Here is a 14,246-nt window from a genome sequence, read left to right as displayed (position 1 = left end):
GGGGGGGGGGGGGGGGGGGGGGGGGGGGGGGGGGGGGGCCCCCCCCCCCCCCCCCCCCCCCCCCCCCCCCCCCCCCCCCCCCCCCGGCCTCGCCGGAACGAGAGGGGTCCCATGGCCCGGCTGCCGTCGGCGGAACGGCGGGCGCAGCTGACCGAGGCCGCGATCCGCGCGATGACCCGTGACGGCGTCGCCCGCACCACGACCCGGTCGATCGCCGCCGAGGCCGGGGTGTCACTCAGCGTCTTCCACTACTGCTTCGACTCCAAGCAGGCCCTGCTCGAAGCGGTCATCGAGGCGATCACCGCCCACTACATCACGGTGGTCAGGGAGGCGATCCGCCCGAAGGCCACCCTGAGGGAGACGATCCGGGCGGGCTTCCAGGCGTACTGGGACCACGTGTGCGCCCAGCCCGGCGAGCACATGCTGACGTACGAGCTCACCCAGTACGCCCTGCGCCAGCCGGGGTTCGAGCACCTGGCGCGCCGCCAGTACGCGATGTACCGCGACACCTACGAGGAGCTCATCCGCCGGCTGGCCCGCGACACGGGGCTGCGGCCGCGGGTGCCGGTGGCTGTGCTGGCCGGCTACCTGGCCGCGATGACGGACGGGCTGACCCTCGGCCTGCTGGTGCTCGGCGACGAGGGGGCGGCCGCGGACCTCCTGGACATGGTCACCGACCACGTCCAGGGGCTCATGGGGCCGTGATCCTCAGGCGGGGTCCGCCGCCTGCCACACGGTGGTGATGTTGCAGAACTCCCGGATGCCGTGGCCGGACAGCTCCCGCCCGTAGCCGGACCGCTTGACGCCGCCGAAGGGCAGGGCGGGGTGGGAGGCGGTCATGCCGTTGACGAAGACCCCGCCGGCCTCCAGCTCGTGGACGAACCGCTCCAGCTCGGCGTCGTCCCGGGTCCAGACGTTCGAACTCAGCCCGAACGGTGTGTGGTTGGCCCGCTCCACGGCCTCGTCGAGGCTGCCCACCCGGTAGAGGGTGGCGACGGGCCCGAAGGTCTCCTCCTGGTCGATGCGCATCGCCGGGGTGACGTCGGCCAGCACGGTGGGCTCGTAGAACCAGCCGTTCGGGTGCTCCGGCGGGCGCCGGCCCCCGCACAGGACCGTGGCCCCCTGCCGGACGGCGTCGTCGACGAGCTCCTCCACGTCGGCGCGGCCGCTCTCGGTGGCCAGCGGGCCGACGTCGGTGGACTCCTGCATCGGGTCGCCGACGGTCAGCCCCGACATGCCCTCGGTGAAGAGCCGGGCGAACTCCTCGTAGACATCGGTGTGCACGATGAACCGCTTGGCCGCGATGCAGGACTGTCCGTTGTTCTGCACCCGCGCGGTCACGGCGGTCTTCGCCGCCCGGGCGATGTCGGCGGAGGGCATCACGACGTAGGGATCGCTGCCGCCGAGCTCCAGGACCGTCTTCTTCACCTCGTCGCCGGCGACCGACGCCACCGCCCGCCCGGCCGGCTCGCTGCCGGTCAGGGTGGCCGCGGCCACCCTGGGGTCGCGCAGGATGCCCTCGACGGGGCCCGAGCCGATCAGCAGGGTCTGGAAGCAGCCCTCCGGGAATCCGGCCCGGCGGAAGAGGTCGCCCAGGTAGAGGGCCGTCTGGGGGACGTTCGAGGAGTGCTTCAGCAGGCCCACGTTGCCGGCCATGAGCGCCGGCGCCGCGAACCGTACGACCTGCCAGAGCGGGAAGTTCCACGGCATGACGGCGAGCACAACCCCCAGCGGCCGGTAGCGCACCCGGACGGCCGAGGCGCCGGCGTCGCGGACGTCGGATGCGGCGGGGTGCTCGTCGGCGAGGAGGCCTTCCGCGTGGGCGGCGTACCAGCGCATCGCCTTGACGCACTTGGCCGCCTCGGCGCGGGCCGCGGCGAGCGGTTTGCCCATCTCGATGGTCATGGTGCGGGCGATGTCCTCGCCCTCGGCCTCCAGGAGGCCGGCCGCGCGGTTCAGCAGTGCGGAGCGTTCCGCGAAGGTGGTGCGCCGGTAGGCGGCGGACGTGCGCGCGGCCTCGGCGAGGCGGCGTTCGATGCCGTCGGCGTCGAGCGCGTCGAACGTGCGCAGGGTCTGGCCGGTCGTGGGGTTGACGGTGGCGATGGGCATGGTCGGACCTTCCTGCGAGGGAGCCGCCCCACCGACCCTGCCCGCCCGCTCCCGCGGGCGCAACGCGAGGACCGGCCGCGTCGCCGCGACCGGGCGGCCGCCGGGCGGGCCGCCCGCGCCGCGGACCGGGGCCGTTGGCGCGGCCACCTGCCGAGACGCTTCCGCGCCGGGCCCGCGCCGGTCGCACAATGGGATCGGGAGACCCGGGGAACCGAGGGAGCCGCAGGAGCCGGGCGGGAGGCGGACGGACCGTGGACGAGCGGGCGCAGGACGAACCGGAGCGCCGCCGGGAGTGGGCCCGGGAGCTGGTGGCGGGGCTCACCGCCGCCGAGGAGCTCGACCTGGCCCTGGCCGCCGTACTCGACCCCGAGCCGGACCTGCTGGCGGAGAACGACGCCCGCCGCGCCCGCGCCGTGCACGCGGCCGCCATGGGTCTGGGCCCGGCGGGCTGCGCCGCGGCCGCGGGGATCCCGGAGGCACTCCTCGCCGGGTGGCGGGCCCGGGACCCCGCCTTCGAGGCCGCCCTCGCGGCGGCGACGGCCCTGGCGGCGGCGCACCGGGTCCCGGCCCGGGGTCGGACCAGCGCACTGGGCCTGCGGCTGTTCCTCCAGTCCGTGGCCCGGGGTGCGAGCGCCGGTACGTCCGCCGCGATCGTCGGCCTGCGCTCGGACCAGCTGCTGCGCCTGCGCCGGGCGAACCCGCTGGTGGCCGCGCTCGTGGACGCGGCGGTCCAGCAGGCCCGGGGGCTGCGCGGCGGCGAACGCCGGCCGAAGCGCGCCCCCGCCTACCGCCTGGTCACCCTCCGCACCCCGCCGTCCGGCCCGGACCCGGACCGCTCCCACCCCGAAGGGCGGATCGAACCGCCGGCACCGGACGCACCGGGCTGACCTCGGGTCGGCCCCGCCGCACGGGCCGGCCGTGACGGGCGCGGTGGCAGGGTGGGCCGACGCGGCGGGAGGCTGGGCTACGGGCGGCGGCGCGGCTTGCCGCCGCCGCGCTTGGGGGCGGCTCCGCCGCGGGCACCCGGCTTGCCGCCGGAACGGGCCGCCGGCTTGCCCGTCGTCCGGGGCTTGCCGCCGGTCTTCTTCGCCGCCGCGGCCTTGCGGTCCTGCTGGGGCTGCGCCGGCGCGGCCTGGCGGCCGCGGGAGCTGTTGACCGTCCGGCCCCGGACGATGCCGATGAAGTCCTCGACCATGTCGGTGGTCTTCTCCTCCGGCCAGGACAGCGCGACGCGCGAGGCGGGGGCGTCGGTGACGGGCCGGTAGGTGAGGTCCTTGCGGTGGTGCAGCCGGGCGAGGGACTGGGGGACGACGAGCACGCCGATGCCGGCCGCCACCAGCTCGATGGCGTCCGCCGTGGTGGCGGGCCGTTCGAACGCGGGCTTCCCGGGCGGGGTCTCCCAGCCCAGGACGTCGTCGAGGGGGTGCAGCACGATCTCGTCGGCCAGGTCCCCGGCCGTCACCTCGTCCACCGCGGCCACGACGTGGTCCTTGGGGACCACCACCACGGTGGTCTCGGTGTAGAGCGGGATCGCGCTGAGGTCCGCGCCGTCCACGGGCAGCCGTACGAATCCGGCGTCGGCCTCACCAGCGCGCAGTGCGGCGAACGCCTCGCCGGCGCTCACGCCGACCAGGGTCAGCGGGATGTCGGGCAGCCGCTCGTTCCAGATCCGCACCCACTTGGTGGGCGTCACTCCCGGGACATAGGCGAGCCGGAACGAAGGGGTTGCATCCGAGCCTGTCACCCCGCAAGGTTACCGGTCGTGGTCGGAGCCCGCGCACATGCTCGATACCCTGGGGGCATGACGTCGCACCAGAGCACCCAGACGATGAAGCCCGCGACCGCGGCGAAGAAGCTGGGTGTGTACCTTGAGGCCACCCCCGCAGAGTTCCGGGAGGGCGTGGTCTCGCGCACCGAGCTGAACGCACTCCAGGCCGAGCCGCCCGCCTGGCTGGTGGAGCTGCGGCGCAACGGTCCGCACCCGCGCCCGGTCGTCGCCTCGAAGCTGGGCGTCTCGATCGCCGGTCTCGCGCGCGGCGGGATCACCGAGGCGCTCACCACGGAGCAGATCGAGGCCCTCAAGCAGGACAACCCGGAGTGGCTGCAGAAGGAGCGCGCCACCCAGGCGGAGGTCCGCAAGGAGGCCGTCCGGATCAAGGAGAAGCAGGCGGAGAAGGCCCAGAAGGACGCGCAGAAGCGTTCCTGACCTCCTTCGCCGCACAGACGCACGCACGACGGCCGGGCCGGGTCCGCGAGGGACCCGGCCCGGCCGTCCGCGTGCCGCGGGCCCGGGGGCGGAAGGCGCCCCGGCGCACGGCCCGCGAGGCCGGTCGCACCGGCACCGGCTAGTTCCGGGCGTCCCGTTCCCGACCGGAGGCGGAGACCAGACCTGCCTCGTACGCCGTGATCACCAGCTGGACCCGGTCCCGGGCCCCGAGCTTGCCGAACAGCCGCGCCACATGCGCCTTGGCGGTGGCGACGGAGATGAACAGCTCCTCGGCGATCTCCGTGTTCGACCGGCCCCGCCCGACCAGCGTGAGCACCTCGCGCTCCCGGTCGGTGACGCCCTCCACCGGCCGTGCGGACCGGCCGGGAGCGCGGCCGGGGCCCCGGACGAAGTCCGCGATCAGGCGGCGGGTGACGCCCGGGGCGATCAGCGCGTCCCCGGCGGCGACCACCCGGACCGCCGCGAGGATGTCCTCCAGGGCCATGTCCTTGACCGCGAACCCGCTCGCGCCCGCGCGCAGCGCCCCGTAGACGTGCTCGTCCTCGTCGAAGGTGGTCAGGACCAGCACCCTGGGCGCCCCCGGCCCGCCGGTGATGCGGCGGGTGGCCTCGATTCCGTCCATGCCGGGCATGCGGATGTCCATCACCACCACGTCGGGGCCGTGGGCGGCCGCCTGTTCGACGGCCTCCGCGCCCGTCCCGGCCTCGGCCACCACCTCCAGGTCGGGGGACTCGCCGATGAGCACCCGCAGCCCCGAACGCACCAGCGGCTGGTCGTCGACGAGCAGGACGCGCACCCGGGCCGGGGCCTGCGCCCGGTCCCGGCCCCCGTCCGGGGCATCTGCCGGGGCCCGGGTCATCGCGGGACCTCCGTGCTCCCGGCGGGCAGCGGCAGCTCCGCCGCGACCCGGAACCCGCCTTCCGGCCGGGGGCCGGCGCTGAAGCGGCCCTGGAGCAGGCTCACCCTCTCGTACATGCCGGTGATGCCGAAGCCCGCACCGCCGGGCCGGACCGCCGCTCCCCTGCCGTCGTCGACGACCTCCACGTGCACCTCCCGCTCCCGGAAGTCCACGGTCACCCGGGCCCGGGCGGAGCCTCCCGCGTGCCGGACGACGTTGGTGAGGGCCTCCTGCACGATGCGGTACACGGACAGGTCGATGTCCGGCGGCAGCCGGCGCGGCTCACCGGTCCAGCGCACCTCGACCCCCACGCCCGACCCCCTGAGCGAGGCCGCGAGCGCGTCGAGGCCGGCGACTCCGGGCGCGGGCACGGTGGGGACGCCGCCGTCCTCCTCCCCCGGCTCGGCCCGGCGCAGGGCGACCAGGGTCCGGCGCAGACCCGCGAGGGCCTCCCGGCTGGTCCGCTCGATGGCGTCGAGCGCGCTGCGCGCCTCCTCGGGCCGGGTCCCGATGACCCGGCCGCCCACGCCCGCCTGGATGGCGATGACGCCGATGCTGTGGGCGACCATGTCGTGCAGCTCCCGTGCGATGCGCAGGCGTTCGGCGGTCACCGCCTCGGACACGGCCTTGGCCCGCAGTTCCACGGCGTGGACGCGCCGCTGGCGCACCAGGAGGCCGGCCATGCAGCTGGTGCCGAGCGCCAGGACCGCGACCAGGCCGGCGCTGGTGAGCAGCGGACCGGGTGCGAGGAGACCGGCGGCCAGGACCTGCACCACGGCGACCGCGCTGCCGGCGGCGACCGCCTCACGGCGGGGGCGCCCGGCCACGACGGCACCGAGGACGAAATCCACGGGGAGGTAGACGAGCAGGCGGTCCGGGCCTTGGTCACCCGCCGAGAAGGCGACGAGCGTACCGGCGAGGACGGTCATCGCCAGCGCGGCCTGCGGCCGGCGCCGGACCAGCCCGGCCAGCAGGCTGACCGCGAGCAGCAGCACGGTCGCCTGCAACAGGCCGGAGTCACCGGGGCCGGCACTGAGGAGGAGCCCCGCCGCGAGGAGGTAGAGGGCGGCGCCGCCCCAGTCCAGGAGGGCCGTCCGCGCCCCCGTTCCCGTATCCGTACCGAGGGGCGCTCGGAGCGCTGTTGTGTTCATGTCGCGACAGTAACCACCGGGCCCCGTACGGACATCGGCCCGCGGGCTTACGCCCCCGGAGGGGGGTCCTGCGGCTCCGGGATGTGCTGAAACCCGTTCGGCCGTCGGGCGTTAGAAGGACGGACCGGCGCGCGCGCCCGCGCTGTGCGCCGTCCGACGATCCGCGTGCCGCGCGTGAGTGACGAGTTGGAGGAGCGAGATGACGGACACCAGGCCGGCCGGGTCGGGCCGCAGGAGACTTGCCGCGCACTGCCGGGGGATCACCGACTCCCCCTCGTTCGGCATGGGCGTCTTCATGGTGATCCTGATCAACGCGGGGCTGATGGGCGCGGAGACGTACAGCGGTCTGGCGGCCTCCCAGGGCCGGGTCCTGCAACTGGCGGAGGACGGCTGCCTGGTCGTGTTCACGCTGGAGATGGTGCTGCGCCTCGGCTCCTACGCGGACCGGCCGAAGGAGTTCTTCCGGGACCCCTGGAACATCTTCGACCTGCTGATCGTCGCCTCGGCCTTCCTGCCGTTCCTGCGCTCGAACACCACCGTGCTGCGGCTCCTGCGGCTGGCCCGGGTGCTGCGCACCGCCCGTTTCCTGCCGCACCTGAGGATCCTGCTGCTCGCGGTCGGGCGCAGCCTGCCGGGCACGGCGAGCTTCCTGTTCGTCGGCGCGCTGGTGGTGTACGTGTACGCGATGGTCGGCTGGGTGTGCTTCGCCGGATCCGATCCGCAGCACTACGGCTCGATCGGCCGGGCCGCGCTCACCCTGTTCCTGCTCACCACCCTGGACGGGCTGACGGACGCCGTCCGGGCCGGGCTGGAGATCTCCCGGTTCAGCATCCTCTACTACGCCTCCTACGCGCTCCTCGCCTCGTTCGTGCTGGTCAACGTCCTGATCGGGGTGGTCCTGAACTCGCTGGACGAGGCGCGGGAGATGGAGGAGGCCGAGGCGCGGGCCCGGGAGCGGGCGGCTCGGGACGCGGACGCCGCCGACGAGGTCCGGGAGCGGATCGCCGCGGCCCGCCTCGCCCTGGACGACCTGGAGGCCAGCCTCGACCTCGCGCGGCCCGCGACGGCGGCCGCCCCCGGGCCCCGGGACCCGGAGCGGCGCGAGCCCGAGCGGCAGCTGGAGACGGCCTAGCCGGCGCGGCACCGGCGGGACCCCCGCCCGGCCACCGGACGGGGTCCCGTGCGGCCGCCGGGTCAGCCGGCGTCGCGGACCGCGACGATCCCGTTGAACACGCCGACGTACGCCGTCCCGTCGGGGCGTCCCGTCGGGGCCGAGGGTGATCGGCGCCGATTCACGCCCGCGCAATGGCCGGCCGACCGCGCGCGATGTCGCTCCACTGCACCGTGCGGTCGCACCAGCGGCCGAGCAGCACCGGATCGTGTCCGACGGCCAGCAGCCCCGCGCCGGTCTCCCCGCGGTATTCCTCGACCACGCCGACGAGGGCGGCCGTGGTGGAGGCGTCGAGCATGGCCGTCATCTCGTCGCAGACCAGCCAGCGCGGCCGCAGTACCAGGGCCCGGGCCAGGCAGGCGCGTTGCAGCTGGCCGTCGCTGACCTCGTGGGGCCGCCGGGCGAGGAGGTCCGCCCCGAGACCGACCCGGTCGGCGAGGGCGTCGACGGCCGCGTCCGCCTCCTTACGACGGCCCGTGGCTCGGAGTGGTTCCGCGACGAGGTCGCGCAGCCGGAGGCGGGGGTCCGCCGAGAGCCGGGGCTGCTGGAAGACCACGCCCACGCCGGTGCGCAGGGAGCGCGGGGCCCGGTGCCGGAAGCCGGTCACGGCGCGGCCGTCGAAGGCCACCGTCCCCCGGTCGGGCCGGTGCAGCAGGGCGGCGACCCGGGCGAGGGTGGACTTGCCGCAGCCACTGGGCCCGAGCAGGCCGAGGGCCTCGCCGGGGCGCAGGGCGAGGTGGGCGTCGCGGACGACGGGGTGGCGGCGGTCGTAGCCGGCGGTGATGCCCTGGAGCTCAAGCACGGTGGCAGGCCACCCCTTCGGTGAGCGGCGGCCGGACGGTCCGGCAGACGGCGTCGGCGAGGGCGCAGCGGGCGGCGAAGGCGCAGCCGGGCGGGAGGTCGCCGAGTTCGGGCGGGGCGCCCGGGATCGGGGTGAAGGCCCGTTCGGGGAGGGCGTCGAGCAGGCCCCGGGCGTAGGGGTGGCGCGGTCCGGGTGTGCCGAAGAAGGCGTCGGCGGGGGCGAGTTCCACGATGCGGCCCGCGTACATGACGGCGACGGTGTCGGCGATGCGCTGGGCGGCGGCGAGGTCGTGGGTGATCATCAGTAGGGCGCGGCCGGCGTCCCGGGTGTGGGCGCGCAGTTCGTCGGCGGTGCGCTCGACGAGGTCCCGGTCGAGGCCGGTGGTCGGCTCGTCGGCGAGCAGCAGGGGGGCGTCCCCGATGAGCGCGAGGGCGGTGGCGGCGCGCTGTGCGAGGCCGCCGGAGAGCTGGTGGGGGTGGTGGTCGAGGTGGCTCGCGGGGAAGGCGGCGCGGGCGGCGGCGGCCTCTGCGGCCGCGCGGGGGGCGCGGGATCCGGTGAGTTCCCGGACGGTCTCCTCCAGGTGGGAGCGGATGGTGCGGACGGGGGTGAGGTGGGCGGCGGGGCTCTGCGGGACCAGTCCGACGCGGCGTCCCCGTACGGTGCGGGCCAGGGTGTCCTCGTCGGCGGCGAGCAGGTCGAGGCCGTCGGCGAGCAGGGCGGACCCGGCGGTCTCGGCGTTGCCGGGGAGCAGCCCGAGCAGGGCGGAGGCCAGGACGGACTTGCCGCAGCCGCTCTCCCCGACGAGCACCAGGCACTCCCCGGCCGCGAGCCGGAACCCCGCCTCGGAGACGGCCTCGACGTAACGGCCGCGGCCCGTCCGGAAGCGCACGGAGAGCCCCCGCACGCGTAGCACGGGGGCGTCAGGCAGTGCTTCGCCGGACGCGGGAGCCGTCCGGGCCGTGTCCGGCGCCATGGCCCCCGGGCCGGTGGGACGCGCGCCCTCCGGCCCGGGCCCGGTGCCGGGCGCCGCCCCGCCGGGAGCCCGTACCGGGGCGGGACCCTCCGCGGAATCCGCGTTCTCGGGGCGGCCCGTGGCCGGGGCCGGCCCCTGGGTGGTGAAATCGGGGCGGGTCACAGGTGGGGCTCCGGGCGTCGACGGGGGCCCAGGCGGTCGCGCCAGGCGCCGGCGAGGCCGGCGAGGGCCAGGGTGGGGAGGACCAGCAGCAGGCCGGGGAAGAGCGTGGGCCACCAGTCGCCGGCGAGCAGTGAGCCGCGGCCGCCCTGCACGAGGGTGCCGAGGCTGGCCTGGTGGGCGGGCAGTCCGAGGCCGAGGAAGGACAGGGCGGACTCGTGCCACATGGCGTGCGGGACCATCAGCACCGCCGCCAGCCCGGCCTGCGGCAGCACCCCGGGTAGCAGATGGCGGACGGTGACCCGCCACCGTGACGCGCCGCCGGAGACGGCAGCGTCCACGTACGGGCGGCCGCGCAGCGAGAGCACCTCGGCGCGCACGATGCGGGCCGTGGACAGCCAGTGGGTCACCGCCACGGAGGCCACCACGGGCCAGATCCCCGGCCGGAAGAGGGCGACGACGAAGACCCCCAGCAACAGGTGCGGAACGGAGGACAGCGTGTCGACGGCCCGCATGAGCAGCCGGTCGGTCCACCCTCCCAGCGCCCCGGCGGCCGCGCCGACGGCCGTGCCGACGACGGTGGCGACGAGCGCCGCGACGAGGCCGACGAACAGCGACACCCGCAGTCCGTAGACGCAGCGCAGCAGCAGGTCCCGGCCGAGGTCGTCGGTACCGAAGGGGTGTGCCCAGGACGGCGGCAGCAGTTTCGCGGAGAGGTCGACGGCCTGCTGGTCGAGCTGGACCAGCGGGGGCACCACGAGCACGGCCAGGGCCAGGGCGGCGGCCACGGCGGCCGAGGCGCGCACCCGCACGGTGCGGGTGGAGCGGCGGTCCGGGCCGCGGCGGCGCCAGGCCGCCGGTTCGGCGGAGTCAGCCATCGAAGCCCACCCTCGGATCGGCGAGCCCGTACAGCAGGTCGGACAGCAGGTTGCCGGCCAGGACCGCGGCCGTGGCCAGCACGGTGAGCGCGGCCAGCAGCGGGAAGTCCACCGAGGTGGCGGCCTGGACGGTGGCGGCGGCAATGCCGGGCCAGCTGAAGACGGTCTCGACGAGCAGGGCGCCGGTGATCAGCTCGGGCACCCGGGAGCCGATGAGCGTGAGGACGGGGAGCATCCCGGAGCGCAGGGCGTGCCCCAGCAGGACCCGCCGCTGCGACAGGCCGCGGGCGCGGGCCCCGCGTACGGGGTCCTCGTCGAGGGCGTCGGTGACGCCCTGGCGTACGTAGAGGAAGAACCAGGGGGACTGGGAGACGCCGAGCACCAGCACGGGCAGCACCAGATGGGTGGCGACCTGGCCGGGGGTGACGGTGTCGGCGGCCGCGTCGGTGAGCCCGCCGGAGGGCAGGACGCCCAGCCGCACGGAGAAGGTCCAGACGGCCAGCAGCCCGAGCCAGTAGGCGGGGGCCGCCTCCAGGGTGTAGGCGAGGGCGCCGGCCGTCCGGTCGAGCGGCCCGCCCCGGCGGCGGGCGGCGAGCACGCCGAGTCCGGTGCCGAGGAGGACCGCGACCGCGAAGGCGCAGCCGGTGAGCAGCGCGGACCAGCCGAGGCGTTCGGCGATGGCGTCGGCGACGGGCCGGCGCAGGGACGTGGAGGTGCCGAGGTCGCCGGTGAGGGCGGAGGTGAGCCAGCCCCACCAGCGGTCGAGGAGCGGCCGGTCGGCGCCGAGGTTGGCGCGCAGCCGTTCGAGTTCGGCCGCGGGGGCGGTGAGTCCGGCGGTGCCGGCGTAGGCCTTGACGGGGTCGAAGGGGGAGAGTTCGGCGACGGTGAAGACGCCGAGGGTGACGGCGAGCAGGACGGGGACCGCGGACAGGAGCCGCCGTCCGGTCATGCGGGTCATGGGCCCCCAGGGGAGGCGCGCGGCGGCGGTCACGGGTGCTTCGGCTTCCAGGTCTCCACGTTCCACCAGGGGCCGGAGCCGAGGCCGTGGTCGTGCGGTTCGACCTGGGTGGAGGGGCCGTCCCACTTGTCGCCGACGACGTAGAGGTGGTCGATGTGGGTGAGGAAGACGTAGCCGGGGTTCCGGACGAGCTCGCGCTGCACGGTGTCGTAGGCGGCCTTGCGGGCTGCCGGGTCGCCGTTGGTGCGGCCCTCGGCGACGGCGCGGTCGACGGCGGGGTTGTCGTACCGGGCCATGTTGTTGAAGCCGTCGCCCGCGAGGGTGGAGGTCAGCAGCTGGTACTGGTCGAAGTCGGGGTCGGCCGGGGAGCCGCCGCCGGCGAGGACCGCGTCGGTCTTCATCCGGGGTTCGATGACCTCCCAGGTCCCGGCCTCGGTCCTGACCTCGATGCCCGCCTTCTTGGCGTCGGAGGCGAAGGCCAGGGCGTGGTCCTGGCGGATCTTGTCGCCGGAGGTGTACCAGAGCGGGAAGGCGGCGCGGACCCCGTCCTTGGCGCGGATGCCGTCGGCGCCGGTGGTCCAGCCGGCCTCGTCGAGGATCCGCCGGGCGCGGTCGAGGTCGTACGGGCGCTCGGTGCCGGGGGTGAACCAGGGGCTGTCGGTGGGGACCGGGCCGTAGGCGGCCTTGCCCGCGCCGTCCAGGAGGGTGTCGACCATGGCCTTGCGGTCGACGGCGAGGTCGAGCGCGCGGCGGACCGCCACGTCTGCGGTGACCGGGTGGTGGGTGGGGAGGGTGACGGTGCGGTAGTCGAAGGTCCTGGCCGCGTAGGTCTTCCTGGTGGCGTCCTTCTCGAAGCCGCGGGCCAGGTCGGGGGGCAGGATCGCGGCGTCGAGCTCGCCGGAGCGCAGCCGGGTGGCGCGGACGTCGTCGTCCTTGACGACGGCCATGGTGAGCTTCTTCACGGCGGGCTCGCCGCCCCAGTAGCCGGGGTTGGCCTTGAAGTTGAGCTTCTCGCCCTTGGACCAGCCGGTGAGCACGTAGGGTCCGGTGCCCACGGGCCTGGTGGTGAACTCGCCGCTGTTGACGTCCTGCCGGCCCGCGATGTGTTCGGGGGCGATGGGCAGCACGGTGCGCTCGGCGAAGGGCGCGTAGGGGTACTTGAGGGTGAAGACGACCCGGTCGGCGCCGTGGGCGGTGACGCTCTCGATCGCGTCGAGCTCGGACCGGGAGGCGTTGTTGGTCTTGGGGTCGAGGATGGTGCGGTAGGTGAACTCGACGTCCTTGGCGGAGAAGGGCTGCCCGTCGCTGAACTCCACGCCGTGGCGCAGCCGGTAGGTGTAGGTGCGGCCGTCGGCGGAGACCTCGGGCAGGGCCTCGGCGAGGGCGGGCGCCAGCTTCATGTCCGCGTCGTGGGTGAGGAGCCCGTCGAAGATCTTGGAGTTGCCGTCCTTGCCGTAGCCGAGCAGCGGGCTGAGGGTCTCGGGTTCGGTGGCGATGCCGACGACGGCGGTGTCGGCGGTGGTGGCGGCCGAGGGGTTGGAGCAGGCCGTGGCGCCCGTGATGAGTGCGGTGGCGAGCGCCGCTGCCGCGGCTCCCCGTACGTTCCGGGCCGTCATGCTGTGCACATCCCTGTTTAAGATCATCTGTTATTGCAAAGAGATCGCAATAATGCCAGATGTGATCAGAGGAAGACGAACCCGTCCATACGGACGCCGATTCCCGGCCACCCGGGTCTTGTCCGGCCGCACCTCGCCGTGCCATATATGGTCCAGACCTTTACGAGAGCACGTTGGAGGAAGGCACCCCGTGCGACCCATCACGGCCCCGCACCGCGCCGGGGCGGTCCTCGCGGCCCTCGCCCTCTGCCTGGCCGCCCCCGCGCTGACCGCCTGCGGCGCCGACGGCGACACCGCGCCCCCGCACTCCCCCGCCGGTCTCACCGCCCAGGCGGGCAGCGCCACTTCGGTCCACGTGATGTGGGAGGCGGCCTCCCCCGCCGACGGGGTCGCCGGGTACCAGGTCTTCGAGGGAGACCGGCTGGTCCGGGAACTCCCCGCGGAGAAGACCATGGTGGACGTCACCGGCCTCGCTCCGCTGACCTCCTACGCCTTCACCGTCCGCGCCCGGGACGCGGCCGGGAACCGCTCCGCGCCGAGCGCCCCGGTGCGGGCCACCACCCCCGCCGCCGGACCCGAGGACCGCCTGCCTCCCACCGCCCCGCCCGCCACGAGCGGCCGGGCCGAGGGCCCCCGGACGGTCCGCCTGGACTGGACCCGGGCGACCGACGACACGGGGGTGACGGCCTACGACGTCTATCAGGGCGGCGTCCGGATCCACACCGCCGGCGCCACCGAGAGCGCCGCCACCCTGACCGGACTCCAGCCCGGGACCGCCTACTCCTTCACCGTCCGCGCCCGCGACGGCTCCGACAACAGCTCCCCCGACGGGCCGGCGGTGGCCGTGACCACCCCCGACGACCCGGCCCGGGGACCGGACACCGCGCCCGGCGCGTTCACGGCCGCCGCCTCCCCCGGCACGGTCGACCTGGGCTGGACCGCCCCGGACACCGGACACGAGACCGGCGAGTACCAGCTCTACGTCAACGACCGGCCGGTGACCGTCATCCAGTTCGGCGCCGGAGCCGTGCCGAAGGGACGGGCCTCCTACCGGCTCACCACCGCCGAGCCCGCCGGTACCGTCTGGGCGCTGAAACTGCGCGCCCGCCTGCCCGACGGCAACTGGGGCGCCTTCTCCCGGGAACAGCGGATCACCCTCCCCGGCTGACACCTCAGGCCCGCTCACGCGCCACCGATCCGGACCGAACGGCACGGCCACACAAGAAGATCGCGCACAATACGACTGTGTTCGGTGAGTACTCGGTCAACCACGGTCAGGCAGGTGCCGCCGACGGCGACCATGC

14 protein-coding genes are annotated in these 14,246 nt (G+C 75.3%); 5 read left to right on the top strand and 9 right to left on the bottom strand.

The window, feature by feature from the left end; genetic code table 11:
• The first annotated feature begins 111 nt into the window (after nt 1–111).
• Nucleotides 112–705 (top strand): TetR/AcrR family transcriptional regulator, encoded by a 594-nt coding sequence (locus WDV06_RS24665; protein WP_395511957.1) that lies wholly within the window; start codon nt 112–114, stop codon nt 703–705.
• A 3-nt stretch (nt 706–708) separates the two neighbouring features.
• On the opposite strand, the gene WDV06_RS24660 is transcribed toward WDV06_RS24665, so the two are convergent.
• The gene (locus WDV06_RS24660) at nt 709–2,109 is read right to left on the bottom strand and encodes an NADP-dependent succinic semialdehyde dehydrogenase (RefSeq protein ID WP_395511956.1); all 1,401 of its coding nucleotides are present in this window, start codon (nt 2,107–2,109) and stop codon (nt 709–711) included.
• 251 nt (nt 2,110–2,360) lie between these two features.
• On the opposite strand from WDV06_RS24660, the gene WDV06_RS24655 reads away from it, so the two are divergent.
• The gene (locus WDV06_RS24655) at nt 2,361–2,996 is read left to right on the top strand and encodes a hypothetical protein (protein WP_395511955.1); all 636 of its coding nucleotides are present in this window, start codon (nt 2,361–2,363) and stop codon (nt 2,994–2,996) included.
• Between the two features lie 77 nt (nt 2,997–3,073).
• On the opposite strand, the gene WDV06_RS24650 is transcribed toward WDV06_RS24655, so the two are convergent.
• Entirely contained in the window at nt 3,074–3,853 is a 780-nt protein-coding gene (locus tag WDV06_RS24650) for a LysR substrate-binding domain-containing protein (protein WP_395511954.1), read from the bottom strand.
• 57 nt (nt 3,854–3,910) lie between these two features.
• Here WDV06_RS24650 and WDV06_RS24645 point away from each other — a divergent pair, with 57 nt between their 5' ends.
• Nucleotides 3,911–4,315: a DUF5997 family protein gene (locus WDV06_RS24645; protein ID WP_395511953.1), complete on the top strand. Its 405-nt coding sequence runs from the start codon at nt 3,911–3,913 to the stop codon at nt 4,313–4,315.
• Between the two features lie 139 nt (nt 4,316–4,454).
• On the opposite strand, the gene WDV06_RS24640 is transcribed toward WDV06_RS24645, so the two are convergent.
• Complete coding sequence (locus WDV06_RS24640; RefSeq protein WP_395511952.1) at nt 4,455–5,195, bottom strand: response regulator; 741 nt, start codon at nt 5,193–5,195, stop codon at nt 4,455–4,457.
• Nucleotides 5,192–6,385, bottom strand: a complete 1,194-nt coding sequence (locus WDV06_RS24635; protein ID WP_395511951.1) for a sensor histidine kinase — start codon at nt 6,383–6,385, stop codon at nt 5,192–5,194. The genes WDV06_RS24640 and WDV06_RS24635 overlap by 4 nt, the downstream gene beginning before the upstream one ends.
• A 199-nt stretch (nt 6,386–6,584) precedes the next feature.
• Here WDV06_RS24635 and WDV06_RS24630 point away from each other — a divergent pair, with 199 nt between their 5' ends.
• Entirely contained in the window at nt 6,585–7,517 is a 933-nt protein-coding gene (locus WDV06_RS24630; protein ID WP_395511950.1) for an ion transporter, read from the top strand.
• 160 nt (nt 7,518–7,677) lie between these two features.
• Here WDV06_RS24630 and WDV06_RS24625 read toward each other — a convergent pair whose 3' ends face one another.
• The 5 genes from WDV06_RS24625 to WDV06_RS24605 form a co-directional block, all read right to left on the bottom strand.
• Nucleotides 7,678–8,358 carry an ABC transporter ATP-binding protein gene (locus WDV06_RS24625; protein WP_395511949.1) on the bottom strand — a complete coding sequence of 227 codons (681 nt, stop codon included), beginning with the start codon at nt 8,356–8,358 and terminating at the stop codon, nt 7,678–7,680.
• Nucleotides 8,351–9,331, bottom strand: a complete 981-nt coding sequence (locus WDV06_RS24620; protein WP_395511958.1) for an ABC transporter ATP-binding protein — start codon at nt 9,329–9,331, stop codon at nt 8,351–8,353. The genes WDV06_RS24625 and WDV06_RS24620 overlap by 8 nt, the downstream gene beginning before the upstream one ends.
• A 158-nt stretch (nt 9,332–9,489) precedes the next feature.
• Nucleotides 9,490–10,368 (bottom strand): ABC transporter permease, encoded by an 879-nt coding sequence (locus WDV06_RS24615; protein ID WP_395511948.1) that lies wholly within the window; start codon nt 10,366–10,368, stop codon nt 9,490–9,492.
• Nucleotides 10,361–11,326, bottom strand: a complete 966-nt coding sequence (locus WDV06_RS24610; RefSeq protein WP_395511947.1) for an ABC transporter permease — start codon at nt 11,324–11,326, stop codon at nt 10,361–10,363. The genes WDV06_RS24615 and WDV06_RS24610 overlap by 8 nt, the downstream gene beginning before the upstream one ends.
• A gap of 29 nt (nt 11,327–11,355) precedes the next feature.
• Nucleotides 11,356–12,942, bottom strand: coding sequence for an ABC transporter substrate-binding protein (locus WDV06_RS24605; RefSeq protein ID WP_395511946.1), 1,587 nt, complete (start codon nt 12,940–12,942; stop codon nt 11,356–11,358).
• A 190-nt stretch (nt 12,943–13,132) separates the two neighbouring features.
• On the opposite strand from WDV06_RS24605, the gene WDV06_RS24600 reads away from it, so the two are divergent.
• Nucleotides 13,133–14,110, top strand: coding sequence for a fibronectin type III domain-containing protein (locus WDV06_RS24600; protein WP_395511945.1), 978 nt, complete (start codon nt 13,133–13,135; stop codon nt 14,108–14,110).
• Nucleotides 14,111–14,246: the final 136 nt, after the last annotated feature.

Source organism: Streptomyces racemochromogenes, from assembly GCF_044129415.1.
In the GTDB taxonomy this organism is placed as follows: domain Bacteria; phylum Actinomycetota; class Actinomycetes; order Streptomycetales; family Streptomycetaceae; genus Streptomyces; species Streptomyces racemochromogenes_A.
Note: the sequence above shows the minus strand (reverse complement) of the source record. Positions and strands in the feature narration are given on the sequence as shown.